The sequence below is a fragment of the uncultured Oscillibacter sp. genome (genome assembly GCF_950073225.1).
Lineage (GTDB): Bacteria > Bacillota > Clostridia > Oscillospirales > Oscillospiraceae > Oscillibacter.
This window is the reverse complement of record NZ_CATMPS010000002.1, coordinates 186662-212941: the sequence shown is the minus strand read 5'-3', so window position 1 is coordinate 212941 and position 26280 is coordinate 186662. Positions and strand designations below refer to the sequence as shown.

General features: G+C 61.0%; 25 protein-coding genes, 2 pseudogenes and 1 other annotated feature. Of the genes and pseudogenes, 13 read left to right on the top strand and 14 right to left on the bottom strand.

Features of this window, described 5'->3' with window-relative positions; genetic code table 11:
• Positions 1–25 precede the first annotated feature (25 nt).
• Together rpoD and dnaG are read right to left on the bottom strand one after the other, a co-directional pair.
• A complete protein-coding gene (rpoD, locus tag Q1M04_RS02725) occupies positions 26–1414 on the bottom strand; it encodes an RNA polymerase sigma factor RpoD (protein WP_243414136.1) in 1389 nt (462 codons plus the stop codon).
• Positions 1407–3188 carry a DNA primase gene (gene dnaG, locus Q1M04_RS02720; RefSeq protein WP_297997967.1) on the bottom strand — a complete coding sequence of 594 codons (1782 nt, stop codon included), beginning with the start codon at positions 3186–3188 and terminating at the stop codon, positions 1407–1409. The genes rpoD and dnaG overlap by 8 nt, the downstream gene beginning before the upstream one ends.
• A gap of 227 nt (positions 3189–3415) precedes the next feature.
• On the opposite strand from dnaG, the gene Q1M04_RS02715 reads away from it, so the two are divergent.
• The 3 genes from Q1M04_RS02715 to Q1M04_RS02705 all read left to right on the top strand — a co-directional run bounded on the left by Q1M04_RS02715 (position 3416) and on the right by Q1M04_RS02705 (position 5818).
• On the top strand, positions 3416–4015 hold the full coding sequence (locus tag Q1M04_RS02715) for a 4'-phosphopantetheinyl transferase superfamily protein (RefSeq protein ID WP_204789356.1): 600 nt from the start codon (positions 3416–3418) through the stop codon (positions 4013–4015).
• 115 nt (positions 4016–4130) lie between these two features.
• Positions 4131–4685: an RNA polymerase sigma factor gene (locus Q1M04_RS02710; RefSeq protein ID WP_297997963.1), complete on the top strand. Its 555-nt coding sequence runs from the start codon at positions 4131–4133 to the stop codon at positions 4683–4685.
• Positions 4682–5818, top strand: coding sequence for a hypothetical protein (locus tag Q1M04_RS02705; protein WP_297997962.1), 1137 nt, complete (start codon positions 4682–4684; stop codon positions 5816–5818). The genes Q1M04_RS02710 and Q1M04_RS02705 overlap by 4 nt, the downstream gene beginning before the upstream one ends.
• 219 nt (positions 5819–6037) lie before the next feature.
• Here Q1M04_RS02705 and Q1M04_RS02700 read toward each other — a convergent pair whose 3' ends face one another.
• From Q1M04_RS02700 to alaS, 4 genes are read right to left on the bottom strand one after another with little or no spacing between them, the layout of a single operon-like run.
• On the bottom strand, positions 6038–6376 hold the full coding sequence (locus tag Q1M04_RS02700) for a histidine triad nucleotide-binding protein (protein ID WP_297997960.1): 339 nt from the start codon (positions 6374–6376) through the stop codon (positions 6038–6040).
• Positions 6377–6401: 25 nt separating this feature from the next.
• Positions 6402–6578, bottom strand: coding sequence for a DUF4250 domain-containing protein (locus Q1M04_RS02695; RefSeq protein ID WP_295755177.1), 177 nt, complete (start codon positions 6576–6578; stop codon positions 6402–6404).
• Entirely contained in the window at positions 6575–6922 is a 348-nt protein-coding gene (locus Q1M04_RS02690; protein WP_297997958.1) for a cupin domain-containing protein, read from the bottom strand. Before Q1M04_RS02690 ends, Q1M04_RS02695 begins: the two co-directional genes overlap by 4 nt.
• Positions 6923–6948: 26 nt before the next feature.
• Positions 6949–9594, bottom strand: a complete 2646-nt coding sequence (alaS, locus tag Q1M04_RS02685; RefSeq protein ID WP_297997955.1) for an alanine--tRNA ligase — start codon at positions 9592–9594, stop codon at positions 6949–6951.
• 814 nt (positions 9595–10408) lie between these two features.
• On the opposite strand from alaS, the gene Q1M04_RS02680 reads away from it, so the two are divergent.
• The 3 genes from Q1M04_RS02680 to Q1M04_RS02670 are packed head-to-tail and all read left to right on the top strand — an operon-like array spanning position 10409 to position 13933.
• Positions 10409–12298, top strand: a complete 1890-nt coding sequence (locus Q1M04_RS02680) for a hypothetical protein (protein ID WP_297997953.1) — start codon at positions 10409–10411, stop codon at positions 12296–12298.
• 22 nt (positions 12299–12320) lie between these two features.
• On the top strand, positions 12321–12893 hold the full coding sequence (locus tag Q1M04_RS02675) for a hypothetical protein (protein WP_297997951.1): 573 nt from the start codon (positions 12321–12323) through the stop codon (positions 12891–12893).
• Positions 12833–13933: a glycosyltransferase gene (locus Q1M04_RS02670; protein ID WP_297997949.1), complete on the top strand. Its 1101-nt coding sequence runs from the start codon at positions 12833–12835 to the stop codon at positions 13931–13933. Before Q1M04_RS02675 ends, Q1M04_RS02670 begins: the two co-directional genes overlap by 61 nt.
• On the opposite strand, the gene Q1M04_RS02665 is transcribed toward Q1M04_RS02670, so the two are convergent.
• Entirely contained in the window at positions 13908–15239 is a 1332-nt protein-coding gene (locus tag Q1M04_RS02665; RefSeq protein ID WP_297997947.1) for a glycoside hydrolase family 1 protein, read from the bottom strand. The genes Q1M04_RS02670 and Q1M04_RS02665 overlap by 26 nt on opposite strands.
• Positions 15240–15243: 4 nt before the next feature.
• Positions 15244–16026, bottom strand: a pseudogene (locus Q1M04_RS02660) (glycosyl hydrolase family 65 protein); the annotation flags it as partial.
• A 348-nt stretch (positions 16027–16374) separates the two neighbouring features.
• Here Q1M04_RS02660 and Q1M04_RS02655 point away from each other — a divergent pair.
• The 3 genes and pseudogenes from Q1M04_RS02655 (at position 16375) to Q1M04_RS02645 (ending at position 18909) form a co-directional block, all read left to right on the top strand.
• Positions 16375–16980, top strand: a complete 606-nt coding sequence (locus tag Q1M04_RS02655; protein ID WP_297997945.1) for a hypothetical protein — start codon at positions 16375–16377, stop codon at positions 16978–16980.
• A 108-nt stretch (positions 16981–17088) separates the two neighbouring features.
• Positions 17089–18023, top strand: a pseudogene (locus Q1M04_RS02650) (sugar ABC transporter permease).
• A gap of 13 nt (positions 18024–18036) precedes the next feature.
• Positions 18037–18909: a carbohydrate ABC transporter permease gene (locus Q1M04_RS02645; RefSeq protein WP_297997942.1), complete on the top strand. Its 873-nt coding sequence runs from the start codon at positions 18037–18039 to the stop codon at positions 18907–18909.
• A gap of 84 nt (positions 18910–18993) precedes the next feature.
• On the opposite strand, the gene Q1M04_RS02640 is transcribed toward Q1M04_RS02645, so the two are convergent.
• Positions 18994–19185 (bottom strand): hypothetical protein, encoded by a 192-nt coding sequence (locus Q1M04_RS02640; RefSeq protein WP_297997938.1) that lies wholly within the window; start codon positions 19183–19185, stop codon positions 18994–18996.
• Between the two features lie 28 nt (positions 19186–19213).
• Entirely contained in the window at positions 19214–19672 is a 459-nt protein-coding gene (locus tag Q1M04_RS02635; protein WP_297997936.1) for a hypothetical protein, read from the bottom strand.
• A 151-nt stretch (positions 19673–19823) separates the two neighbouring features.
• Between Q1M04_RS02635 and Q1M04_RS02630 the strand changes: the two genes are divergently transcribed.
• Both Q1M04_RS02630 and Q1M04_RS02625 read left to right on the top strand, forming a co-directional pair.
• On the top strand, positions 19824–20141 hold the full coding sequence (locus Q1M04_RS02630; RefSeq protein WP_295737210.1) for a MazG nucleotide pyrophosphohydrolase domain-containing protein: 318 nt from the start codon (positions 19824–19826) through the stop codon (positions 20139–20141).
• 35 nt (positions 20142–20176) lie between these two features.
• Positions 20177–20710, top strand: a complete 534-nt coding sequence (locus Q1M04_RS02625) for a DUF5662 family protein (protein WP_297301843.1) — start codon at positions 20177–20179, stop codon at positions 20708–20710.
• 31 nt (positions 20711–20741) lie between these two features.
• On the opposite strand, the gene Q1M04_RS02620 is transcribed toward Q1M04_RS02625, so the two are convergent.
• The gene (locus Q1M04_RS02620) at positions 20742–21539 is read right to left on the bottom strand and encodes a helix-turn-helix domain-containing protein (RefSeq protein WP_297997934.1); all 798 of its coding nucleotides are present in this window, start codon (positions 21537–21539) and stop codon (positions 20742–20744) included.
• 407 nt (positions 21540–21946) lie between these two features.
• Between Q1M04_RS02620 and gdhA the strand changes: the two genes are divergently transcribed.
• Positions 21947–23296, top strand: a complete 1350-nt coding sequence (gene gdhA / locus Q1M04_RS02615) for an NADP-specific glutamate dehydrogenase (protein ID WP_204789370.1) — start codon at positions 21947–21949, stop codon at positions 23294–23296.
• Between the two features lie 36 nt (positions 23297–23332).
• Here gdhA and ruvX read toward each other — a convergent pair whose 3' ends face one another.
• The 3 genes from ruvX to rplJ form a co-directional block, all read right to left on the bottom strand.
• Entirely contained in the window at positions 23333–23755 is a 423-nt protein-coding gene (gene ruvX / locus Q1M04_RS02610) for a Holliday junction resolvase RuvX (protein ID WP_297997931.1), read from the bottom strand.
• Between the two features lie 115 nt (positions 23756–23870).
• Positions 23871–24242 carry a 50S ribosomal protein L7/L12 gene (gene rplL / locus Q1M04_RS02605; protein WP_204789372.1) on the bottom strand — a complete coding sequence of 124 codons (372 nt, stop codon included), beginning with the start codon at positions 24240–24242 and terminating at the stop codon, positions 23871–23873.
• Positions 24243–24291: 49 nt separating this feature from the next.
• Entirely contained in the window at positions 24292–24816 is a 525-nt protein-coding gene (rplJ, locus tag Q1M04_RS02600; RefSeq protein ID WP_293280305.1) for a 50S ribosomal protein L10, read from the bottom strand.
• Positions 24817–24851: 35 nt separating this feature from the next.
• Positions 24852–24979 (bottom strand) — a sequence feature (ribosomal protein L10 leader region).
• A 140-nt stretch (positions 24980–25119) separates the two neighbouring features.
• Between rplJ and Q1M04_RS02595 the strand changes: the two genes are divergently transcribed.
• Positions 25120–26250: a hypothetical protein gene (locus Q1M04_RS02595; protein WP_297997929.1), complete on the top strand. Its 1131-nt coding sequence runs from the start codon at positions 25120–25122 to the stop codon at positions 26248–26250.
• Positions 26251–26280 lie beyond the last annotated feature (30 nt).

Below are 26280 nucleotides of genomic sequence, written 5' to 3'. Positions count from 1 at the left end.
GCCGGCGGGCTTCCTTCTCTTTTGATCAGTTTAAAAAATCTTTCAGCTTTTTGCTCCTGGAGGGATGCCGGAGCTTCCGCAGAGCCTTGGCCTCGATCTGCCGGATGCGCTCCCGGGTGACGTTAAACTCCTTGCCCACTTCCTCCAAGGTCCGGGTCCGCCCGTCCTCAATGCCGAAACGAAGCTTAAGGACTTTCTCCTCCCGGGGCGTTAAAGTGGACAGCACGTCCATCAGCTGTTCCTTCAGCAGGGTGAAGGACGCAGCCTCGCTGGGCTCCGACGCCCCTTCGTCCGGGATGAAGTCCCCCAAGTGGGAGTCCTCCTCTTCGCCGATGGGGGTTTCCAGGGACACGGGCTCTTGGGCGATCTTCATGATCTCCCGCACCTTGTCCACGGGCATGTTCATCTCCGCGGCAATCTCGTTGGGGGAGGGGTCGTGTCCCAGCTCCTGGAGGAGCTGGCGGCTGACCCGGATGACTTTGTTGATGGTCTCCACCATGTGGACGGGAATGCGGATGGTCCTGGCCTGGTCGGCAATGGCCCGGGTAATGGCCTGGCGGATCCACCAGGTGGCGTAGGTGGAGAACTTGTAGCCCTTGGTGTAGTCGAACTTTTCCACGGCCTTAATGAGGCCCAGGTTGCCCTCCTGGATCAGGTCCAGGAACAGCATCCCACGGCCTACATAGCGTTTCGCAATGGAAACTACCAGACGGAGGTTGGCTTCCGCCAGCTTCTGCTTGGCGGTCTCGCCGGCGCGGTACTGCTTGCGCAGGGCCGCCTCCAGGGCGGGGTCGATCTCCGCGCCCTCTTCCCGCTGGCGGCGGAGCTCCGCCAGCTTCTCGGCCGCCTCGTTCCCGGCGGACATGGCCTGGGCCAGGCTGACCTCCTCCTCCGGCGTCAGCAGGGCCACCTTGCCGATCTCCTTTAAATACATGCGGACGGGGTCGTCGATGGAGAAGCTGTTGACCAGGGTGTTGGGGTCCACCAGCTCCTCTTCCTCCATGCCGGCGATCTCCTCGGCGGCGGGGCCCTCCTCGGGGAGCTCCGGGAGCAGGTCATCCTCGGCGCTGATGTCGATGTTCAGTGCCTCCAGGGAGTCATAGAGCTGGTCCATCTGCTCGCCCTCGAGGTTCAGATCGTCCACGGCCTCCATCAGCTCGGCGGACTCCACCTTGCCCTTTTTCTTGCTCTTGGCCAGCAGCTCCCGGAGCTTTTCGTTGTTGATGAGCCAGGAGGCGGCGGGAAGGGCGGCCACCTGCTTGTCGTCCAGCCGGACGATGCCGGCCTTCTTGGCCTCCTCGTCGGTCATGATCCGGGGAGGAGCGGGCTCTTCCGGGGCCCCCTCCGCCTCGGCGGCGGCTAAAATGGCGTCGGCCTGACGCTCCAGCTCCTTGGCATCCTGTTTATTAGACATTCCGTTTTTCTCCCTTTTTATCTTTATGTTTTTCTGCCGCCGCCAACAGGGGGTCCGTTTCTACGCCGGAGCGTTTCGCGGCCTCCGCCTGTATGACGCGTATGTAATCCGCCAGGGCCTGCCGCCCGTTTTGGACGGATTCCGGCCGCTGGCAGACAGCGGTAACGTGGTTCATCTCCTCCGCCGTCAGTTCCGCCGCCAGGGCGGGCAGGGCGGGGGCCCGGCCCTCCTCCTTCGCCCGCCACAGCAGGGCGAAGACCCGGCCCAGCAGGGGAGAGGAGAAGTCCGCCTCCTGCAAGGGCGGCTGGGCAGGGAAGAGGCTGTCGTCCAAGAGCAGCAGCCGGAGCACGCCCTCCTCCGCCCGGGCGGAGCGCACATTCTCATAGCGCAGGGCCCGTTCCTGGGGCTGGGACTGAACGGCGGGGTTCAGCTCCTTTCGGAGCTCCGCCCGGTTCTCCCTGGCGGCCTTCCGTTTCCAGGCCCGCTGGACCTCCAGCTTCATGGCGTCGGGGGTGATGCGGGCGGTCTCGGCGGCCCGGGCGGCGTAGATTTCCCGCTCCACCGCCCCGGGGAGGGAGGCCAGCAGTTCGCTGATCTCCTGGCTGTAGGCCACCCGCTGCTCGTCGCTGTCCAGATCATATTTCCCGGCCACTTGGGCCATGCGAAACTCCACGCCGTTCTCGCTGCCGCTCAGAAGCCGCTCAAAGGCGGCGGGGCCCTGGTTTTTGATGAAGTCGTCGGCGTCCTGCTTTACAAGCTCCCCGTCCCCGGTCCGCCGCCGGGGAAGCTGAAGGACCTTGACGGAGAACTCCGAGCCGTTGAGCAACTGCAAGGCCCGCTCCGTGGCGATTTTCCCGGCGTTGTCGTTGTCGTAGCACAGCACCAATTCCTTGGTAAACCGGGAGAGGAGCCGGATCTGCTCCGGCGTCAGGGCGGTGCCCATGGAGGCCACCGCGTTGTCAAAGCCAGCCTGGTGAAGGGTGACAATGTCCAGGTTTCCCTCGCAGAGGATGATGTTGGGCCGCTTGCTTTTCTTCGCCAGGTTCAGCCCGTAGAGGACCCGCCGCTTGCTGTACACCGGGGTTTCCGACGAGTTCATATACTTGGGCTCGGACTTGTCCAGCACCCGGCTGCCGAAGGCCACCACGTCCCCCCGGGTATCGATGACCGGGAGCATGAGGCGGTTTCGGAATTTGTCGTAGAACCCGCCCCGCTTGTTGTCCACAATGAGCCCCGCGGACAGCAGCTCGGCCTTGCTGTAGCCCTTGGCGGTCATCTCGTTCAGCAGTACGTCCCAGGCATCCAGGGAGGCCCCCATGCCGAAATTTTTGGCAGTGCCTTTCCGAATCTGCCGCCGGTCCAGGTACTCCTGAACAGCCCGGCCCTCCGGCTGCTGAAGGAGGCGGTAATAGAACCTGGCGGCGTCCCGGTTCAAATCCAAAAGCCGCTGGCGGCGGCGCCCGGCCTCCCGGTCGCTCTCCTCCTCCGGCACCTCCAGCCCCGCCCGCTTGGCAAGGAACCGCACCGCGTCGGGGAAGGGGAGGTTTTCCTCCTCCATGATGAAGTTGATGACGCCGCCCCCCCGCTTGCAGCCGAAGCAGTAATAAATCTGCTTGTCCGGCGAGACGGAGAAGGAGCCGGTTTTCTCGCTGTGGAAGGGGCAGAGGCCGAAGAGGTTGGAGCCCCTGCGGGTGAGCTGGACATAGCTGCCCACTACGTCCGCAATGTCGCTTCTGGCCATCAGCTCGTCCAAAAAGCTTTGGGGAAACGCCATAGCCCGCCCCCTCCTTTCGGTCAGTTTAGCCAAAATCTGCTCTGGTCATACCGAAAAAGTGAGAACGCCTGGGAAGGCGGATTTTCCGGTGATGTTTTTATATACGCCGCCGCTTTTGATTTTCCTCTTTTTTTCTCGATATTTTTTGAAAACTTTCCGGCGGGGGCTTTACAGGCTGGGGATAAGCGCTTAAAATAAGGGAGAGAAACGAAGTAAGGAGGACCGCCATGCCCATTGAATTGTGGACGGCCCGGATGGAGCGCCCCCTGTCGGAGCCGGAGCGGGAGGCCATCCTGCCCCTGCTGCCCCCGGACCGCCGGGAGCGCCTTTTGCGCATGAAGGAAGTGGAGAAGCAGAGGGAGCCCCTTTGCGCCTATTTGATTTTGTGTTTGGCCCTGCGGCAGAAGTACGGCTGGAAGGAGCTGCCGGAGGTGGCCCTGGGCCGCTTGGGGAAGCCCTATTTTCCTGGATATCCCGACGTGCACTTCAACATCAGCCACTCCAGCGGCGCGGTGCTGGTGGGGGTTTCCGACCAGGAGATCGGCGTGGACATCGAGCGTGTCCGCCCCGTGGGCCAGCGGATGATGGTCCGCCTGGCCCATGTGAGTACGGAGGAGGCCTTTTTCCAGATCTGGGTCCGCCGGGAGGCCCGGGCAAAGCGCAGCGGAAACGGTGTGGGCACCATTATGCGCTCCGAGTCCCCGCTCCAGCCGGGGGAGTACTACTACCCGCTGGACACATTCCCCGGCTACGCCGCGGGTCTGGCTACCCGCAGTAAGGAACTGCCGGGGAAGCTCCACCGCTATTCGCTGGATGATATGCTGTAAGCGAGAAACAGGCAGGGAAACATCCCCGCCTGTTTTTTTGCCCTTCCACGCAACCGGAGGCCTCCGTTTTCCGACTATATAGGTGAAAGCGGCTTTCAAAGGAGGGACCCACGTCATGGAGGACAAGGACATCATCGCCCTGTACTGGGCGCGTTCAGAGGAGGCCATCCGCCGGACGGCGGAGAAATACGGCGCTTACTGCTCCCGGATCATCTGCCGGGTGCTGGGAGACGGCCGGGACGCGGAGGAATGTCTCAGCGACACCTGGCTGGGGGCCTGGAACGCCATGCCGCCCCAAAAGCCCGCCCGATTGCCGCCCCTTCTGGGCCGCATCGCCCGAAACACGGCGCTGGACCGCTACGACTATAACAGCGCCCAGCGGCGGGACGGCGGCTTCGAGGCGGTGCTGGAGGAGCTGGGGGACTGTGTGGGCGGCACGCCGCTGGAGGAGGACTTCGATTTCCGCCGGTTGGGGGAGGCCATCTCCGGCTTTCTGGATACCGCGTCTCCGGCGGCCCGGCTGGTGTTTTTGCGGCGGTACTGGTACTGCGACGGTGTGGCGGAGATCGCCGCCGGGACGGGGTACAGCCAATCCAAAGTGAAATCCCTGCTCCACCGGACCCGGCGGGGTCTGAAGGAGCATCTGAGGAAGGAGGGCTATGACCTATGACCAGAGAAGAACTGTTCCGCGCCGTGGGGGAGGTCCGGGAGGACCAAATCGAGGCGGCGGAAATCGTGAAAAAGCAAATCCACCCCTGGCGGCGCTTCGGCGCGCTGGCGGCGTGCCTGGCGCTGGTGGTGACGGTGGCCGCGGCGCCGGAACTGCGGGAGGCGGACCACTGGAAATGGACGGCTATCGTCAAGAGCTTCAATCCGGGCGCTGAAGCGGGCGAGGACCCCGACGTCTGGAAAGCCGCCGTCCGGCCGTTCAATCCTGGGGAGGCGGATTCCGGCGGCGAAACGGCGGCAGGGGGCCTGGACGGCTCCGATTATTGGACGGACAGCCCGAACCGGCCCACCCATCCCGACTATTCCACCGGCGTGGAGATCGGCCAGCTAAGCGGCCCGGGAAGCGGCGATGAGATGATAGGCATGTCGTCCTGCCTTGCCTGGCTGTCCCCGGAGGAGATTTTCGCCCAGGATACGGTGATTTTCCGGGGAACCGTCCGGGAGCTGCACTATTTTATGGTGGAGCCGGACGCTGGGGATATGGAGCACTATTATACCCGCGCCCTCGTTGAGGTTACAGACTCCATCCGAGGCGGCCTGACAGTGGGGGAGACCTACAGCCTTCTCTGGCTGGGAGCCAGGGGCTATATGTCCACCTCCATCTCCGGGGCCCTGGAGGACCTGGACGTGGGCGGCGAGGCCATCTTCATGCCCGCCCGGACGGACCAGGACACGGGCTGGAAGCAGGGAAGTTCGTATTTCTGCTACGCCGACCTGGCGGACTTCTACCTGGGAGAGGGGACCCGCTACGTTTTTGCCGATACGGCGGAGGGCCTAGTCTTTGACCGGAGCACCTACGAGGAAATCGCCGGGGCGGAGACTCTGGACGAGATTGCGGCCTATATCCGGGAGCAGATCGGGGAAGAGGAGCCCCAGCGGTGGGTCGTCATTGGCGAAGAGGAGGAGCCGGAGTCCGGCGGGTATGTCTTTGTAGAAGGTACGGAGCAGACCCAGCCCGCCGCGGTGCCCGCCGCGCCCCAGACGGAGCCTTCTGAGACGGTGAACGCCGGACCTTCCGCTTCCGGCCCCAGCGGGGCTTTGGAGCTCCCTGGCGGCGCTTATGTGTCCGAGTAAAAACCGGGCGTCAGCCCGTAAAAAGCCCTCGGCAGAGTTTCGCTGCCGGAGCGGCGAAAGAAATTGAAATCTGTTTTTCATGATGGCATGCGCGTCATGAAAAACACATCTCACCCCCCGAAGTGTGCGAAGCCCCCACCCGCCTTAGCGGGTGGGGGCTGAGTGCGCGTGGGGGAGTGCAAGCTTCCCTCGTCCAAAATCCGCAGATTTTGGACGAAATCAGCCCGGAGGCCAGGTCATATCCCGGCCGGACAGGACATGAAAGTGCAGGTGGAAGACGCTCTGGCCCGCCTGTTCGCCGATGTTGGAGACTACCCGGTAGCTCTCCAAACCAAGCTCCTTGGAGAGCTTGGCGATAACCTCGAAGATGTGGGCCACCACGCCGCCGTTGTCCGCCGTCACCTCGGAGACGGAGCCGATGTGGGCCTTGGGGATCACCAGGAAGTGGGTGGGGGCCTGCGGCGCGATGTCGTGGAAGGCGAAACAGACCTCGTCCTCGTAGACCTTATTGCTGGGGATCTCCCCGGCGGCGATTTTGCAGAATAGGCAGTCGGACATGGAAAAACCTCCTTTGTGTGAAGAATTAGATGAATTGATTCCGGCTGGGACTGTAGTGGTAGCCCAGTCCTGCCAGTACGGATTCCAGTTCCGCCCGGTCCGCGTCCAGGGCGGCGCAGAGCTCGGACAGGCTGGGGTATTCGTCCCGGAGCTTGGTATTAACGCAGCTCAGCAAAATGGCCGGGTCCTTGGGAAGCGTCATTCTGCGCAGTGCTCCGGCACAACCGCGAAGAACCGCAGATCCTCGCCGCCCTCAGGGCTGTCGTTCATCAGGCTGTGGGCGTGGCCCTTGGGGCAGTAGTGGCAGGAACCGGGCTCCAGGGGTTCACAGCCGCCGTCATAGAGAATTTTTCCCTTACCGGAGAGGATATAGATGATTTCGCTGCTGGTCTCATGGGTGTGCATCCCGATGGAGGCGCCGGGGATCAGCCGCCCCCGCATGATCTTGTTCTGCGGGTCGGTGTACATTCTGGCTCGTACTTCCTTTTCGCCGCCCCGCATGTGGGGGATGATCTGGGGCTCCATCTTGTCAAATTCAATCAGCATGGGAATACTCCTTTCAGCTCAGCTTCTCAGTTCAGCTTCCCGGCCACAAAGTCGTCCACCATGGCCAGGGCATCGTCCAGTTTTAAAACGTCCGTGCCGCCGCCCATGGCACTGTCCGGCTTTCCGCCGCCCTTGCCGCCGCAGACGGGGGCGATGGCCTTGATGATGTCTCCGGCCTTCACGCCCCGGGCCACGGCCTCCTTGCCGCAGACCGCCTGGAAGGTGATTTTTCCGTCGTTGACGGAGGCCATGACGCCCACCACGCCGGGCTCCTTGTCCCGGAGGAAGTCGCCCATCTTCCGCAGGGCGTTGGCGTCCAGGCCGTCCCGCTGGGCGGTGAGGACCTTGAGGCCCTTCACGTCCTTGGCGCTCATGAGGAAGTTCCGGGCCTCGCCCAGGGAGGCCTCGGCCTTGAACTTGTCCAGGGCCTGGCGCAGCTCCTTGGTCTCGGCCAGCTGCTGTTCGATGCGGCCCTCCAGCTCCGCCGGAGAGGTTTTCAGCATCTGGGCGGCGTGGAACAGCATCTGCTGGTTCCGGTTCACCGTCTCCAGGGTCAGCTTGCCCACGGTGGCCTCGATGCGGCGCACGCCGGAGGCCACAGACCCCTCGGACTTGATGCGGAAGGGACCGGCCTTGGCGGTGTTGTCCAGGTGGGTGCCGCCGCAGAATTCCATGGAGAAATCGCCCATTTCCACCACGCGCACCACGTCGCCGTACTTCTCGCCGAACATGGCCACCGCGCCCTTGCGCTTGGCCTCCTCAATGGGCAGGACCTCCGTCACCACGGGCAGTCCCTCCAGAATGGCGTCGTTCACCAGCCGGTCAATCTCGCTGAGCTGGTCCGGGGTGATGGCCTCGAAGTGGGTGAAGTCAAAGCGGATGCGGTCCGGCTCCACCAGGGAGCCCGCCTGATGCACATGGCCGCCCAGGACCTTTTTCAGCGCCGCGTCCAGCAGGTGGGTGGCGCTGTGGGCCCGGCGGATGGCCTTGCGGCGCTCCGGGTCGATCTGGGCGCAGACCGTGTCGCCGACTTTCAGCACGCCCTCCGTCATCCGGCCGGAGTGGAGGAACTTGCCGCCCTTGTTCTTCTGCACGTCGAAGACCTCGAAGCCCATTTTACCGGCCAGAAGTACGCCGTGGTCCGCCGTCTGGCCGCCCATCTCGGCGTAGAAGGGGGTCTTGTCCAGAACGACGGCCGCCTCCACGCCGGAGACGATCTCGTCCACCTGCTCTCCCTCGGCCACGATGGCGACCACCTTCGCGTCCGGGATGCGGTCCTGTTCATAGCCCGCGAACTCCGTGGCGGGGACCTCGCTTCCGAACTCAATACCGGCCCAGCCCAGGTCGCCCAGGGCCTCCCGGGCCTTTCTCGCCCGGACCCGCTGCTCCTCCATCAGCTGGTTGAAGCCGTCCCGGTCCACGGTCATGCCTGCTTCCTCCACCATCTCCGCGGTCAGGTCAATGGGGAAGCCGAAGGTGTCATAGAGCTTGAAGGCGTCCGCGCCGGAGAAGACGGTTTCGTTCCGCTGCTTGTGGGCGGCGAGGAGGTCGTTGTAAATCCGCATGCCGCCGTCGATGGTTTTGGCGAAGTTCTCTTCCTCGGTGCGGATGACCTTGGTGATATAGCCCTGCTTCTCCCGGAGGTCGGGGTAGGCGGACTCGTTTTCGCGGACCACCGTGTCCACCACGTCGAAGAGGAAGGGCTTTTCCACGCCCAGCAGCCGCCCATGACGGGCCGCCCGGCGGAGGAGGCGGCGGAGCACGTAGCCCCGGCCCTCGTTGGAGGGCAGCACGCCGTCGCAGATCATCATGACGGAGGAGCGGATATGATCCGTGATGACCCGGAGGCTTACGTCGGTTTTGTGGCTTTCCCCGTAGTGGGCGTGGGTGATTTCAGAGACCTTGTTGGTGATGTTCATCACCGTGTCCACGTCGAAGAGAGAGCCCACGTTCTGGCACACACAGGCCAGCCGTTCCAGGCCCATGCCGGTGTCGATGTTTTTGTTTTTCATCTCCTCATAGTGTCCTTCGCCGTCGTTGACGAATTGGGAGAAGACGTTGTTCCAAACCTCGATATAGCGGTCGCAGTCGCAGCCCACGGTGCAGGTGGGCTTGCCGCAGCCGTGCTCCTTGCCCCGGTCGTAGTAGACCTCGGAGCAGGGGCCGCAGGGGCCCGCGCCGTGCTCCCAGAAGTTGTCCTCCTTGCCGAAGCGGAAGATGCGCTCGGCGGGGATGCCGATGTCCTTGTTCCAGATTTCAAAGGCCTCGTCGTCGTCCAGGTAAATAGAGGGGTAGAGCCGGTCCTCCTCCAGGCCGACAACCTTGGTCAAAAACTCCCAGCAGTAGGGGATGGCGTCCTTTTTAAAGTAGTCGCCGAAGGAGAAGTTGCCCAGCATCTCGAAGTAGGTGCCGTGGCGGTCGGTTTTGCCGATGTTTTCAATGTCCCCGGTGCGGATGCACTTCTGGCAGGTGCAGACCCGGTTCCGAGGGGGCTCCTCCTCCCGGGTGAACCAGGTTTTCATGGGGGCCATGCCGCTGTTGATGAGGAGCAGGCTGGCGTCGTTGGCGGGGGGGATCAGGGAAAAGCTGGGCAGGCGGAGATGGCCCTTGCTCTCGAAGTAGCTGAGGAACATCTCCCGCAGCTCGTTCAGGCCGTGGTAGGGGTGTGACATGTGTTTCTTCCTCCAATATTGAAATGATGTGGGAAAAATAAAAATGCCCCGCCCCGGCATAGGGGCGAAGGCTTGCTTCGCGGTACCACCCTAATTATCCCCGGATAAAAGGGGGACATCTTGAGCCATCCGATAACGGGGATGAGCCGTTCCGCTCTTCGCGGACCGCTCCAAAGTGGCGGCCTTGCGGCGTGGACGAGGGGCTTTCACCGTCCCCCTCTCGCTGAGGAACCGTCTCGCAGGGCTGGCTTTTTCACGGCGTTTGGCTTTTTGAACCGTAGTTATTATATCGTATTCCCGGCGTTTGTCAATGGGGAGATTTGAGTTTTTTCCCGCGGGAAAAAGAACCTGCGGCCAAGGTCCCGCCGGTCCGGAAAGAACGGCGGATAAGATTTGGCTGTCAGGGAGGAGCATACTGGCATAAAAGCGCGTTGTTCCGATCGCGGCGGAGGCAGGCGGCAGGATTTTTTCAAAAGATTAACTATTTTTACCAAATGGCGGTTGGTGGTATTTACCGTGCAAGAAATTAAAAGATTTTAAAAACCGGATAAAAATGGAAAAAAAGAAGGAATAAGCGCCCCCTTGCTGCCGGAATCAAGAAAAAATGGAAAAAGCTGTTTTTCCATTTTTGCACTTTTTCAGGCAAAAAACGTTAATTTTTTAAAAAAGCTTGATAATTTCGACATTGTTCGCTATAATAATGAAATAGAGTTTTCGTAGTGAGGCCTTGGACAGAGCATGAGGTCCTCCGGAAAGCGAGGCCCGCTGCCGGCAGATTCAAAGCGTTGACGGAGATTCAAGGGGGAAGGTCAAGATGAAAAAACGGCGGTTGAAGGTGTTCGCACTTGGAGCGGCGTTGGTATTTTTTGCGGCATTGCTTCCGGTGACGGCGCTGGCCGTCGAAGAAGAGGAGCTTCCCGCGTCCTCCGGCGGTTTGGAAGACGGCCTCCATGGGTCTGCGCCCGAGGACGACAATTCCGGAGCGCCGCCGGAATTCGGGGAGCCGGAGGGCGGCAATCCCACGGAGCCCGCGCTGAAGCCGGAAACGCCGGAGGGCGGCGCGGAAAGCGGCGGATCTGCGGAGTCTGCGCCGGAACCTGAAAAACCCGGAAACGGAGCGGAGGACGGCGGATCTGCAGAATCTGCTCCGGAGCTTAAACCGCCGGAAGACGGGGAGAAGGAAGACGGCTCCCCGGAACCCGCGCCGGAACTGCCGGGGGAGGGGGAACCGCCGGAGAATATGATAGGTCCTGAAACGCCGGAGGGCGGCGGGGAAACCGGCGGCCCGCCGGAGGAAGCGCCGCCGGAGGACGCGGAAATCGGGGAACCGCCGCCTGAGGGGCCGGAGGCTCCGGTAGCGTTCCTCTCCGCCGATACCCAGGGCAGAATTACGCTGGACGGCTCTTTGGAGGATTGGGCAATGGTCCCGGGGATGGACCATGGAAATCCTAAGATTGAAAGCTGGAAGGCGGCCCGGGATCTGGAGGGAAATGTGTACGTATGCTATACCGGAACGGCGGAAACGCCCTACGACACGCACTATAAGTGGAATCCCATTGTCGTTACCCAGGACGGAGTTACGCGGCAGGCTGTCCAGGACGACCTGGCCCAGGTTTTTCCCGGCGCGGAGATGGCGGTGAAGAACCTGGCCAACGGGCAGAGCGCCGCGCCGTACTATGTGGAGCTGATGATTCCCGCCGTCCATGTTTCCGGGGAGGGGTGCGTTCTTTCCCTGGGCTGGGCGGGTCAGCCCGTGCCTGTGTCCGGCCTTCCGGTGCTGGACGGGCAGGAGCTTCCTAAGGAAGAGCCCGTCTACCGCGGCATTGTCATCGACGGAGATTTCTCCGACTGGGACGCAGTGGGGAAGGTCCCCATCCGGGATTCCAACACCGTCAATAACAACCTGGACAGCGCCGCCTTCATCTTTGACGGCGATCTGTACATTTACATCAAAGAGACGCCGGGCGGCGACGCGGCGTCGGCAGGGTCCCACAGCACCGGCAACTATGTCATCACGACGGACCTGGGCCGGGCGCTGAAGTTCCAGCTGAAAAAGGAAAACGGAGGCTCCGTCTACGGCGTGAAGGGGGCGGAGGCCCGCCATGTGGGCAGGCAGTGGGAGATTCGGATTCCCGCCGGCGAACTGCCATATTACCAGAAGACCGTGTCCTTCGGCCTCTATCTGGAGGAGCCTGCCATCTCCGGGGTTTCCGATTTGCAGGGCGGCGGCGGAACGGGCGGCAGCTTTACCGGAATTGAGATTGACGGCGCTTATGATGATTGGAATGCCTACCCCCATAGCATCATTCAATACGCCACCCCCGGCAGCCAGGCCGAGGACACGGACAGCCAGGGGGCCCTGTATTTCGAGGATGGCATCCTCTATGGGCATGTGGCGACCACCATGCCGGAGCATCTGAATTCCTGGGGCGGGGATTTCCTGGCGGACATTGAAATCGCGTTTAACGGCGACCGGGAGTACAAAAGCTTCTTTGAAGAGGGAAATTTCTATCCCCATATGATTACGGAGGACGGATACAGCGTCAACGAGTATACAAAGCTTGAGCCCGGAATACATACGTTTCTCATCTGTGACGGGCGTACCTTGGGCGATCCGGAGAAGCAGATATTCGGCACAATGAAGGTAAAAATAGACGGGGACAGGCTTCCTGGGCGTGGTGTGCAACCCTATTTCGTTCTCTAACGGATACCCGGAGCTGGATACCGTGGACGGCCTTTTAAATACGGACCTCTTCCCGCCCGGGCACACCGACTGGGACTGCGTGTATCTGGAAGGGCTGGACCAGTGCTGGGGAACCGTTCTGGATGATGGACTGGAGCTTGATTTTTACGGCACCGTAAAAAACGAGAATCTGATTGTGGTCGGCCTGAACCTCACCTATTTTTTCAGCCTGACGAAAGATCCCGTGGTAGAGCGGCTGCTGAGTTATGCCATGGAGCTGCCCCCCGACCTGCTGCCCCAGAGGGAGATCGTTCCTCTAAAGGTGGAGATCGCGGGGCGGCGGATTACCGTGGACTCTCCCCGGCCTGGGGTCAGCACGACCCTGGCCTATCACGAGAACTTTGAAAGCGGCCGGGCGGTTTCTTCCCGCAATCACCTGACGGTGGTGGGGGAGGGCGTGACGACGATTACGCTTCGCTACCCATATCTGAAGGAGGGCGCGGCGGGGGCGCTGCTGCTGGTGCTCCTGCTGTGGCGGAAAAGAGGAGATGACGCATGGAAAACAGAAGAGAAAACGGAGCCGGAACAGACGGATCGGCCCGGCTCGGCGTCCTGATTCCCGCCTATGAGCCGGGCCGGGGACTCAGCGGCCTGGTGCGGCGGCTGAGTGAAGCGGGCCTTCCTGTGGTAGTGGTGAACGATGGAAGCTCTGCCGCGGCGGAGCCGGTCTTTCAGGATCTGGGGGCCGCGGTGGTTCTGCGCCATAAGAAAAACTGCGGCAAGGGACGGGCCTTGAAGACCGGAATCGCCTATATGGCGGCGCAGGGCTTTGAGGGCGTCGTCACGGCGGACGCGGACGGACAGCACAGTCCGGAGGATATCCTCCGGGTGGCGGAGGCGTTGTCCGCCTCCGCCACTCAATTGGTTCTGGGGACCAGGGACGTGTCCCGGATGCCGCCCCGATCCAAAACGGGCAACGGACTGACAAGAGTGCTGTTCCGTCTGCTGTATGGTGTCCGGCTGCGGGACACCCAGACCGGCCTGCGGGGCATTCCGCTGACAGAGCGGAGCCTGCCCGGCCTGCTGGAGCTGCCCGGCGAGGGCTATGAGTATGAGATGGAGATGCTGGCCCAGTCGGCGGCGCTGTTTCCGGCGGGCGTTGAGGAGGTGGAAATCCAGACCATCTATTCGGAGGATTCCGACGCCGAGTCTCACTTCCGCCCGCTTCGGGACGGTATGCGGATATACGCCGTCCTGTTCCGGCGGTTTCCCAGGTTTCTGCTCTCCTCGCTGCTGGCGTTCCTGGTGGACTACCTGGCGTTTAATCTGCTGTACTACCTGGTTTTGGGCCGGAGCGTTCCGGCGGCGGTGCTGGCCCGCGTCATTTCCGGGACGGTGAATTACAACGTCAACCGCCATATGGTGTTTGGCGGCGCTTATCACCTGGGCGGCTATTTGAAGATTCTGCTCCCGATTCTGCTGGCGGATTGCGGGCTGATATACCTTTTGGTGGACTGCCTGGGGCTTCCCGCCTTCTTGATAAAGCCGCTGGTGGACGGGGGGCTGTATGCCGTCAGCTTCGTGTCCCAGAATCGGATGGCCCAAGGAGAAAGACGGCGGCCGGACGTGCTCAGCGGGCGTCCGCGGCAGTGTTAGCGTACCAGTAGGCGCTGTCCTTCAGGATGCGCCGCTGGCTGGGGTAGTCCACATACACCAGCCCGAACCGCTGGCCATAGCCGCTGTACCACTCGAAATTGTCTGTCAAGGACCAGTGGAAGAAGCCCCGGATGTCGGCCCGCTCCGCGCCCCGCCGGAGGGCGTCCAGGTATCGGGACAGGAAATCGATCCGGTCCGGATCGTGGACTTTGCCGTCCAGGAAAATATGGTCGCTGCAGCTCAGGCCGCATTCCGTGACGTACAGGGGCAGGCCGTATCGCTGATAGAGATCCGCGTAGCCGTATTCCATAATCTCCGGCGTGATGGGCCAGTTCAGCGCCGTCCTGGGAAAGCCGGGACAGCGGGGGAGGTATATGGGCTCTCCGTCCGGCCCGGCGGCGATTTCATGCCCATTATAGGAGTTGACGCCGATCATGTCGGGCACGACGTGCATGATTTCCCACTCCTCCGGCGTTATGGCATCCATCAGCGCGGCGAGGCGGGGGCCCTCCGGCTCCACCCGGCCGAAACACGCCGCGTCCAGCCCGCAGGGATGGGTAAACATCCAGTCCTCGTCCGGCATGGCGAACGCCGCCTTTGTGGATGCCGCCCGATCCTCCGGGGCGTGGGGCCAGCAGAGCCGCCCGGTAGAGGCCAGGCCCACCTGGGCGGCGGGATCGGCCCCGCGGACGGCCCTGGCCGCCAGGCCGTGGGCCATCATCAGGTGTTTCCAGCAGCAGGCCAGCCGGGGAAGATCGTACTGCTTTCCCGGTGCGTGCAGTCCCTGGGCATAGCCCAGGCTTAAGACAATCTGCGGCTCGTTAAGCGTGAAATAATGGCTGACGCGGCCGCGGAAGTGGGCCGCCATCATCCTGGCGAAGCGCCCAAAGGACGCGGCCGTCTCCGGAAGGAGCCAGCCGCCCCGGTCCTCCGCCGCCTGAGGCAGCTCCCAGTGGTAAAGCGTCACCCAGGGAGTGATTCCCCGGGCGAGGCAGGCGTCCACCACCCGGTCGTAGTAAGCCAGGCCGCCGGCGTTCCAATTCCCGTCGCCCAAAGGGTCCACCCTGGCCCAGCTGGTGGAGAAGCGGTAGTGCCGGATGCCCAGCTGGACCAGGATGTCCAGGTCCTCTTCGAAGTGGTGGTAGGCGTCGCAGGCGATGGACCCGCCGCCCGCGTCCGCAATGGCTCCCGGACGGCGGCAGAAGGCGTCCCAAATACACTCTCCGCCGCCGTCCAGCCGGGAGTGTCCCTCCGTCTGATAGGCGCTGGAAGCGGCGCCCCAAACAAAATCCTTTCGAAATCCCATGGCGTTATCCCATAATGACTCGGACGGATACGGTTTTTCCCGCTTCGGCGGGAGGGATTACGGTTCCCTTAAGCCGTGCGCCGTCCGCATAGAGTTCTTTCACGCCGTGCTGCACGCCCTTCGGGTTTTCCACCTCGATCTGGTAGACCGCGCCCCGGAAGCGGCGGCTGACGGTGAATCCGGGCCAGCCGGAGGGAATGCACGGGTCGATCCGCAGACCCTCCAGCTCCGGATGGATACCCAGAATGGCCTGGGAGATTGCGGTAAAGCTCCAGGCGGACGCGCCTGTGAGCCAGCTGTTCTTGGCCTCGCCGAAGACGGCCGCGTCCTTTCCCGCCACCATTTGGCTGTAAACATAGGGCTCCGTACGGTGGATTTCACTGACATTTTCCAGATAGGCCGGACAGAGCTTTCGGTAGGTTTCAAAGGCCCGGTCCCCGTGGCCGAGCCGGGTCTCCGCCCAGGTAATCCAGGGATTGTTGTGGGAGAAAATGCCCGCGTTTTCCTTATAGCCCGGCGGATAGCTGCTGATTTCTCCCAGCTCCAGCCGGTAGCCGGTATAGGGAGGCTGGTGAAGCACGATTCCAAATTGGGTATCCAGCCGCTCTTCCACACTCTTCAAGGCCCTGGCCGCCTGCCCGGTTTCTATTCCGATGCCCGCCATGACGCACATGCCCTGCGGCTCAATGTAAATCTGGCCTTCCTCGCATTCCCGGCTGCCTACCGGAGCGCCGAAGGCGTTATAGGCCCGGAGAAACCAAACGCCGTCCCAGCCGGAGGTGAGGACGGTTTTTTCGGCGTCACCGACTTCTCCAACGCCTATCCCTATACGGTCCAGGCGGCTTCCGACGCCAGTGGCGTGGTGAAGGGCGTGTCCTTCCAGTGCTGCCCCGCCGCTATGATTTACCGCCGCTCCATTGCCAAAGACGTGCTGGGCACCGACGATCCCGCCCAGGTCCAGGCCGCCGTCTCCGATTGGGACAAGTTCAACGCCGTGGCCGAACAGGCCGCCGCCAAGGGTTACCTCATGACCGCCTCGGAGGCCGCCACCTACCGGGTGTTTTCCAACAATGTCTCCGCTCCCTGGGTAGACGGGAACAACAACCTCCAGATCGATGAGAATATCCAAACGTGGATGAAACAGGCCAAAGACTTCTCCGATAAGGGCTACACCCAGGACTGTGACATTTGGTCCGACGAGTGCACCGCCCAGATGTTCGCCTCCGGCAAGGCCATGTGCTACTTCGGCCCCGCGTGGTACTTCAACTTCTCCATGGGCAACGCGCAGGACGCGGAAAAGGGCTGTTCCGGCGACTGGGCCATCTGCCAGGGTCCTCAGGCCCACTTCTGGGGCGGCACCTGGCTGCTGGCCGCCGCCGGTTCCGACAACCCCACCATGCTGGCGGACGTCATGAACACCTTCATCAACGACGAGGAAGTCTGCTCCCTGCTGGTGGAAAAGGAAGCCCAGTTCTCCAACAACAAGGCTGTCAACGCCAAATTCGCCGAGGACCCCAACTTCGGAAACGATTTCCTGGGCGGGCAGAACGACACGGCCATGTTTGTCGAAATGGCCGGAAACATCAAATTTGAGAACCAGACCATCTATGATCAACTCCTCAATGAAGGCCTTCAGTCCAACTGGCGGGAGTACTGCAAGGGCACCGTTTCCGAGGAAGAGGCCATGAGCAACTTCTACAAATATGTCAATGAGAAGTATCCCAGCATCGTTACCCCGTAAAATCGGATAAGAACCCCTTAACGGGACAAATCGCCGGCCGGGGCAGGGGAAAGCCCTGCCCCGGCCGGCCATATCCCCGCTGATTTTCAATAGAAGGAGGAATCCGCCATGGGAAAGCAGCCGCTGCGCCGGAAGGGCGTCAGCTATGCCAAGTGGGGTTATATCTTCATTGCGCCGTTCTTTATCGCTTACGCGGTTTTTCACCTGGCCCCCCAGGTGCTGACCGTCTACAACAGCTTTTTCGAAAACTACCGGGAGGGCCTGACCCAGGTGGGGCCGAACTTCGTGGGGCTGAAAAACTACGCCACCCTGTTTACGCCCGATTCCAGCGGCAGTGTGGACATTTTGAAGTACGCGGGCAACACCGTGGCCCTTTGGGTGGGGGGCGCGGTGCCTCAAATCCTCACCGCCCTGTTGCTGGCGATTTTCTTCACCAGCTGCCGGCTGCGGATCAAAGGACAGGCGTTTTTTAAGGCGGTCATCTATCTGCCCAATCTTATCATGGCCTCCGCCTTCTCCATGCTGTTTTACACTCTCTTTTCCAACGTGGGCCCGGTGAATCAGCTTTTGATGCAGCTGGCTGGTCGGACCATGTGATTGACTTTTTCGCCGTCAAGTTTACCGTCCGGGGTTTGATCTGCCTGATGAATTTTCTGATGTGGTTCGGCAACACCACGATTCTGCTGATGGCGGGCATCATGGGCATTGACCAGAGCCTCTTCGAGGCGTCCACCATTGACGGGGCCAGCTCCCTCCAGACCTTCTTCCGGGTGACGCTGCCCCTGCTGATGCCCATTCTGGTTTACACCATTATCACGGCCCTGATCGGCGGCCTCCAGATGTTCGACGTTCCCCAGGTCCTCACCAACGGCTTGGGCACGCCTAACCGCACGTCCACGACGCTGATTATGTACCTGAACAACTACCTGGGCACCAGCAAAAACTACGGCATGGCCGGGGCCATTTCGGTGGTGGTCTTCATCCTCACCGCCCTGCTCAGCATCCTGGTGTTCAAGTCCCTGACCCGGCAGCGGGAGCAGTGAGGAGGCGGAAGAGATGAAACACGGGAATACCTCCGAGAGCCGCCGGGCTCGGGCCATGCTGACAGCCACCCGGGCCGTGGTTTACGCGATTTTGATTTTCCTAAGCGCGCTGTGCCTGTTTTCCTTCTATCTGCTGATTGTCAACGCCAGCCGGAGCAACGCGGACCTGCAGGGCGGCTTCCGCTTTCTGCCCCAGGGAAATTTCCTGACAAACCTGAGGAACTCCTGGAACGACGCCTCCATCAACATCCCCCGGGGAATGCTGAACAGCTTCGTCGTGGCCCTCTGCACCTCCGTGCTGACCATTTATTTCTCCGCCCTGACGGCGTACGGTCTCCACGCCTATGAATTCCGGCTGAAGCGGGCGGCCTTTACCTTCATTATGGCGGTGATGGTCATTCCTAAACAAGTCTGCGCCGCGGGCTTTGTGCAGCTTTGCTACAAGTTCCATTTGACCAACAGCTATTTGCCCCTGATTCTCCCCGGCATTGCCGCTCCCATCGTGTTTTTCTATATGAAGCAGTATATGGAAAGCACTCTTCCGATGGAAATTATCGACGCCGCCCGGGTGGACGGCTCCGGGGAATTCTATACCTTCAACCGCATTATCCTGCCCATGCTGAAACCGGCTTTGGCGGTGCAGATGATTTTCTCCTTCGTGGAGTCCTGGAACAACTACTTCCTGCCCGCCCTGCTGCTGGACAGGGCGGAGCTGAAAACGGTGCCCATCATGATTGCCCAGCTCCGGGCGGCGGACTACTCCAAGTTTGACCTGGGCAAGGTGTACATGTTTATTCTCCTGGCAATTCTCCCGGTTTTGGTGGTCTATATCTTCCTATCAAAATCCATCATTAAGGGTGTCACCGCAGGGTCCGTCAAGGGCTGAGGGGTGAAAAAAAGAACACGCCGCGGGACATGTTCCGCGGCGTGCTTTTTGCGCGCAGTTTTCTCCGGTCCGCTTTTAGGACCGTTAAAGTGAATCCTGAGGCTTTTTATCTAAGGACTTCTTCTGGTTTTTCAGAAGCACGCATTCCCCGGTTCGGACGCATTCCCCGCAGCCGATGCAGTGCGTGGCTCCGCTCTTATCGGAGTAAAGAAATCCGCAGATGATCGCCGGAACTGCCAGAACCGCCAGCAACAACAGCCAACCATACCAAGCCATGACAGTACCTCCATTCTTTACTGAAAATTTACCATAAGAAAGGCGGTTCTGTCAGTGGCATCTGCAACAGGCGAAGCCCCAGAAGAGGAAGTATTGCTTCCGCCGGGCCGGGGAGAGACGAAAGTGGGAATTCCTGCGCGTCAATGATATGCCCATCCGGCCGGGGAAGGGCCCGCTGGACGCAGAGCACCGGCGATCTCAAGCTGGAAAGGGTAAGGCTGTCCCGAGGGGAGAGGCCGTAGGAAATTACCGTCTCCGCCTGGAGGCGGGGAGGAAGAGCCTGGAGTTCTCCGGGGGCCAGCAGGAGGCGGCAGGCGATTTTCCCGTCATCGGCTTGGTTTTCCGCCAGCGCCTGGCAGCCTTCCGGCGTCAGAGCCAGCAGGGGCCAGATATGCTCTGTCAGCTCCCTGTCCCGCCGGATTGGGCACACTCCCGGCGGGAGAAAACGTACCCATTCCATGGGGCAGTCGAAAATCGCAGCGTCCATCCCATCCCCCCCGTTTCTTTTGACGGAAATTAGTGTTTGCGCCGGCGGAGATTCCATGCAGAATTTCCTCGTCTTTTTCCGCCGGATGTGGTACAATACAGAAAACAGGCTTTGGGGACGCCGGAAAACCGCACAGAAGAGGGGACTCTGAATGGATGGAAACATCTCGGTTCGATATTTGCAGGAATATATCAGAAAAAAAGATTATAAGCCGGAATTGCTGAAAGACTACTTTTTGAAGCTGTCGGAGGAAGTGGGCGAGTTGTCCCGGGCGATGCGGAAAGGGCTCAGGGCGGCGGACAAAGGAGAAATCAGCGGCACGGTTGACGAAGAAGTGTGGGATGTCATGTACTATGCCATTGCGATTGCCAATTTGTACGGCGTGGATCTGGAACGGGTCATCCAAGTAAAGTCGGAGATAAGTCAAAGCAAATATCCCTCCGCCGCTGTGTTTGAGGAAAACCGGTAGGCTTTATAAAAACAACCAGACCGAGGGGACGCAGTATGGACTTTTGGAAACACTTAAAGACCGTAAACCGCCACCGCGCCCTGGTGCGGAAGCATTGCTTTCGGCTGGGGCTCTACTGGCAGGGGCTGACCCATGACCTCTCCAAATACTCCCCGGTGGAGTTCTGGCCGGGGGTAAAGTACTTCCAGGGGGACCACAGCCCCAACGACCAGCAGAGGCGGGAGGAGGGGTGCAGCGCTGCCTGGCTCCACCACAAGGGGCGGAACAAGCACCATTTTGAATATTGGACCGACTACCAGATGGACGGCAGCGGCATCGGCGGCGTGGAGATGCCGCCCAAGTACGTGGCGGAGATGTTCTGCGACCGGCTGGCCGCCAGCAAGGTCTACCAGGGGGAGAATTTTGACACCGGACATCCCTACAAGTTCTTTGAGCGGGGGAAGGGGCGGCGGCTTCTGCTTCATCCCCGTACGGCGGCGCTGCTGGAAAAGATTTTGATAATCCTCCGGGATGAGGGGGAGGATGCGGCCTTCGATTTTGTCCGCCGGGAGGTCCTGGGAAAGAAATGACGCGCGGAGGGTTGACCTCCGCGCGTCATTCTCATTTGATGTTCGCCCCGAAGACGGCCAGCAGCTTCAAAAGCGGTTTCCAGAGGCTGGGGTGGTGCTCCAGAAGGAACGCCTCCACCTCCGGCTGGGTCAGGCCGTTTCCCCAGAGGAGAACGTGCTTTCCGGCGGCGTCGTAACCCACGGCGGTTTCCCCAACGGCGGCCACGCCCACGGCGATCTTCCCGCCCAGGGCGGCCACGCCCCCGGCGTACCACAGGCCCAGCGCCACCGGGCCGAAAGCCAGCAGTCCGGCGGCCACCGGCCCCAATGCCGCCAGCCCAAAGGCCAGAGCGCCCAGGGCGACAGCTCCTATGCTGAAGGCGCCGATGCTGAAAACACCCAAGCTGAGGCCCCCCAGAGCCACCACGCCGACGGCGATATTTCCAATAGCGATGATGCCCCGGGCAGTTTTTCGACTGCCCAGCATATGGGGATAGAAGGACAAGCAAATGGAAATCAATGGAAGGCCAAAAAGCGTGGCCTTGCTTTCCCAGGTCCAGGCCCGGAAGAACCGGGAAATTTCCTCTATCTGCTCTTCCAGCTTTGCCGTGGAGGGAGGCGGAGCTTCCGTGGGGCGTTCGGGATTCTCCAAGCGGTCCTTGACCAGATAGTCCACGCTGACGGAGAACAGCTCCGACAGGGCGACGAGCTTGGACAGCTCCGGCGCCGCCGCGCCGCTCTCCCATTTGCTGACGGACTGCCGGGTCACCCCCAGCCGGTCCGCCAGCTGCTCCTGGGATAAGCCTTCCCGGCGGCGGAGCTCCAGCAGTTTTTCAGAAAATGTCTTCATGGAATCCTCTCGCTTTCTCTTGAGTTGGCCTTATGCTAGCCCGCTTTACCGAAAAAAGCAAGAACGCGGCGGGTGGAACTTTGTCAACCGTTGGTTGCGGCCGCTGCGGCACAAGGGTTTCCGGATTTTTAGGAATCAGGCGGAAGAGCCGAAGGCCCGGACGGGCCTTCACCGCTATTATAGAAGCTTTCCCGGGAAAATCAAGCGTCCTGCGTCCCTTTCCCGGCACGGGCGGAGTTTATGGACATTATGTACAAAGGTTTTCCGGCATTTTTTGAATTATCGGAAAAAAATTTCTCCGGATTTTGGATTGGGCCCTTGTTTATTTTCGCCGTAAATGTTACACTAAAAGCAACACCCCTAGGGGGGATTTGCGGATACCTTATGTTTTAGAGGAGGATGTTTATATGAACGCCTATCTTTCCAGTGTCATCGAGCATGTAAAGACCCGGCACGCCAACGAGCCGGAGTTTGTCCAGACGGTGGAGGAGGTTTTGTCCTCTTTGGAGCCCGTCATCGAGAAGCACCCTGAATATGAAAAGGCCGACCTGCTGACTCGCATGGTGGAGCCGGAGCGGATGTTCACCTTCCGGGTCTGCTGGATGGCGGACGACGGCACCTGGCACACCAACATCGGCTACCGCTGCCAGTTCAACGGGGCCATCGGCCCCTACAAGGGCGGCCTGCGGTTCCAGAAGAACGTGTACCCCGGCATCATCAAGTTCCTGGGCTTTGAGCAGGTCTTCAAGAACAGCCTCACCGGCCTGCCCATCGGCGGCGGCAAGGGCGGCAGCGATTTCGACCCCGCCGGGAAATCCGACGCGGAGATCATGCGTTTTTGCCAGAGCTTCATGCAGGCCCTGTACCGCTACATCGGGCCCGATGTGGACGTGCCCGCCGGAGACATGGGCGTGGGGGCCAAGGAAATCGGCTACCTGTACGGCGAATACCGCCGCCTGAAGGGCGCGTTTGAGAACGGCGTGCTGACCGGCAAGGGCTTCAGCTACGGCGGCTCCCTCATTCGTCCCGAGGCCACGGGCTTTGGCGCGGTGTACTACTTGGAGAATGTCCTCAAGCACGAGGGCGAGGAACTAAAGGGCAAGACCATTGCCTGTGCGGGCTTCGGCAACGTGACCTGGGGCATCTGCAAGAAGGCCACGGAGCTGGGGGCCAAGGTCGTCACCTTGTCCGGTCCCGACGGGTATGTGTACGATCCCGACGGCGTGGCCACGGCGGAGAAGATCGCCTATCTGGTGGAGATGCGGAACAGCGGGCGGAACGTGGTGAAGGACTACGCGGACAAGTTCGGCGTGGAGTTCCACGCGGGGGAGAAGCCCTGGGGCGTGAAGGTGGACGTGGTAATGCCCTCCGCCATGCAGAACGATGTGCACATGGAACAGGCGAAGCAAATTGCCGCCAACGGAGTGAAATACTATATCGAAGTGGCGAACATGCCCACCACCAACGACGCGCTGAAATTCCTGATGGAGCAGCCCGGTGTGATTGTGGCTCCTTCTAAGGCGGTCAACGCGGGCGGCGTGGCCACCTCCGCCCTGGAGATGGCCCAGAACAGCGAGCGGCTGGTGTGGACCGAGGAAGAGGTCGACAAGCAGCTCCACCAGATCATGGACACGATTTACAGCATGAGCGTGGAGGCCGCGGAAATGTACGGCCTTGGCTACAACCTGGTGGCAGGCGCCAACATCGCGGGCTTCCAGAGAGTGGCCGACGCCATGATGGCGCAAGGCGTATTTTAATCATCGTTCAGATAATAAAGCAGCCGGTCGATGTCTTTATCGACCGGCGCTTTTTTTATAGGTCAGATAGCCCTCCAAGATTAGGGACGCCGCTACGGCGTCTACAGTCTTCTTCCGCTGTCTGCCGTTTTTTCCGGCGTTGAAGAGAATCTGGTGGGCGTCAATGGTGGTCCTGCGTTCGTCCCAGAGGACCACCGGCAGGCCGGAGACCTCCCGGAGCAGCTCCGCCAGGGCCTCCGCCTTCTCGGCCCGGGGGCCCCGGGTGCCGTCCATGTTCCGGGGATGGCCCAGCACCAGTTCCTCCGCGCCGTGCTCTCGGGCCAGGGCGGTGATTTGCTCCGCCACCGTTTCCGGCCGGTAGGCGGTGATGGTAGTAGTAAAGCCCGTCAGGAATCCGGTGGGGTCGGAGATGGCGATGCCGGTGTGGGCGTCGCCGTAGTCGATGGCCATGATGCGCATGGGAGCCCTCTTTCCGCGGCCTGGGCCGCTGGTGATGCCGCCGGACCCGGCGGGAAGGGAAAAAGAGGCCATGGCGGACTGCCACGGCCTCTTTTGAATGTGCGGATAAGCGGAATTACTTCAGCTCGACCTTGCCGCCGGCTTCCTCGATCTGCTTCTTGAGAGCCTCGGCGTCGTCCTTGGAAGCGCCTTCCTTGATGGTGGCGGGAGCGCCTTCCACGGTGGCCTTGGCCTCGGCCAGGCCCTGGCCGGTGATCTCGCGGACAACCTTGATGACCTTGATCTTGGCGGCGGCGTCGAAGCCGGTCAGGACCACGTCGAACTCGGTCTTCTCTTCAGCGGCGGGAGCAGCGCCACCGGCGGCGGGAGCGGCCATGGCGGCGGCGGAAACGCCGAACTCCTCCTCCAGGGCGTGGACGAGCTCACTGAGCTCCAGAACGGTCAGGCCCTTGATCTCTTCGATCATGGCGGTAACTTTCTCAGACATTGTATGGAACCTCCTGATAGTAAATTTTTATGAAAGGATGGGAGGCCGCTTACTCGGCGGCGGGGGCTTCTTCGGCGGGCGCGCCCTGCTTCTCGGCAATCTGCTTCAGGACCACGGCCAGGCCGGTGATGGGGGCCAGCATGGTGCCCAGGACCTGGGCCTGGAGGACGGGCAGAGCGGGGATGGAGGCCAGGGACTTGATGGTGGCCAGGTCCACGGGCTTGCCGTCCATAAAGCCGCCCTTGATCTCGAACTTGTCCTTCAGTTTCTCGGCGTAGTTGTTCATGACCCGGGCGGGAGCCACGGGATCATCGCACAGCGCCAGGGAAGTGGTGCCGTTGAGCAGATCGTCCAGATCGCTCAGGCCGGTGTTGTTGAAAGCGAAGCGGAGCAGCGTATTTTTGATAACGGCGTAATCCACCGCGTTCTCACGGCACTCCCGGCGCAGGGCGGTATCCTCTTCGACGGTGATTCCCTTATAGTCGACAATGACGCCCGCGGTGGCCTTCTGGATCTTCTCGGTCAGTTCGGCGACGATGGCCTGCTTCTCGGATAAGACTTTCGCGTTAGGCATGGTTGTTTTCACCTCCATAGGAATGGGAATGCGCGTTCTAAAAAAAGGAACGCCCCTGTGTCCGCGAAGACACAAGGACGCATAGCAAATACACATTTGCCGCCCTCGGCAGGATTTACAGGCAAAGCCCACCTGCTGTCTTTGGAACGCAACTGTTATTATATGCATGCGGAGGGGAATTGTCAATACCCAAAACAAAATTTTCCGTAACGGGTTGTAAAAAAATGTTACCGTTTTGAGATTACAGCGGAGCGGGCGGGACGTATACTGCTGATACAATATTATTATAAAGGAGCGGGGAGCATGAAAAGACTGCTGGGCGTTTTGGCGCTGGTGCTGCTGCTGGCGGCTTGCGGGCAGGCGAAGATGTCGGAAACGCCGCCGGAGGAGGTGGACGAATATGAGGCTCTGATTGCGGCTGCGCCGGTTGCCCAGGTAGGAGGGGAGCCTCTTTCGCCGGATGGACGCTTTGAGGCCAGGGCCGAGGGGGCCAGCGGTGAGTATGTCAGCGGCATACAACCCCCGGAGCATCTGCAAATCATAGACCGGGAGACGGGGAAGGTGCTGTGGCAGGATCATGGCTGGCTGGAGCAGTCCATCCTTTGGTCCCCGGAGGGGGGCTTTGCCGCCCTGGCCCGGAGCGCCCGGACGTGGTGCTGTATCACTATTCTTGAGACGGAGAACTGGACCAGCTGGGACGTTGCCCTGCCGGACGGAAGCTCTATCCCGGAGTATACGTTTTTGCCGTACAACGAGCCATGGGGAGAGTGGAAATCCGAGAACAGCCTGGATTTGACCATTGGCTGGGGCGGAGACGCTGGAGAGCAGAGCTTCTATCAGTGCGATGTTTGGGTGAAACCAGACGGTGTGACCGGGGAGTCCCGGGAGAGGACCCTGGAAACCCTGGGAAGCTGGGATTTTACCCACGACGGACAACCGGAGACGGTGGAGCTGGAGACGCTCCTGTTTCCCGGTGGAGAAGCGCCGGAATACTTGGAGCTGCGGGTCCTGGACGGAAAGGAGGTTCTCTGGCAGGATACCGCTTCGGCGCATCATGTGGGTGAAAACAGCTTTTACGCCCTTCAATTGGACGGGCAGGACTACCTGCTCCAGTATGTTCCCAGCATGGGCCAGGGATTCGGTTCCTACCAGTATCGGATCTTCTCTCTGGACAGCGCGGGGGAGCCGGTGATTTTCCGGGAAAACCATATGGAGTTCGACATCAACTTCGGCAGTCCGGTCCATGAGAGCTTTGACAATCCGAAGATCGCCGCCTTCTTGCGGGAGGTCCACGGGTATCTGGACCAGGGCCAGGAGCTGGTGAACACGCTTTGGGGAGAAATCGACTTGGGCAATGTGGACTACAGCGATGTCACCGCACTGGAACAAGCGCTGAAACAATTTCAGAAAGAATACGGGGGACCAGTAGAATAAGAGACTGCCGCCCAAGAATCCCTGGACGGC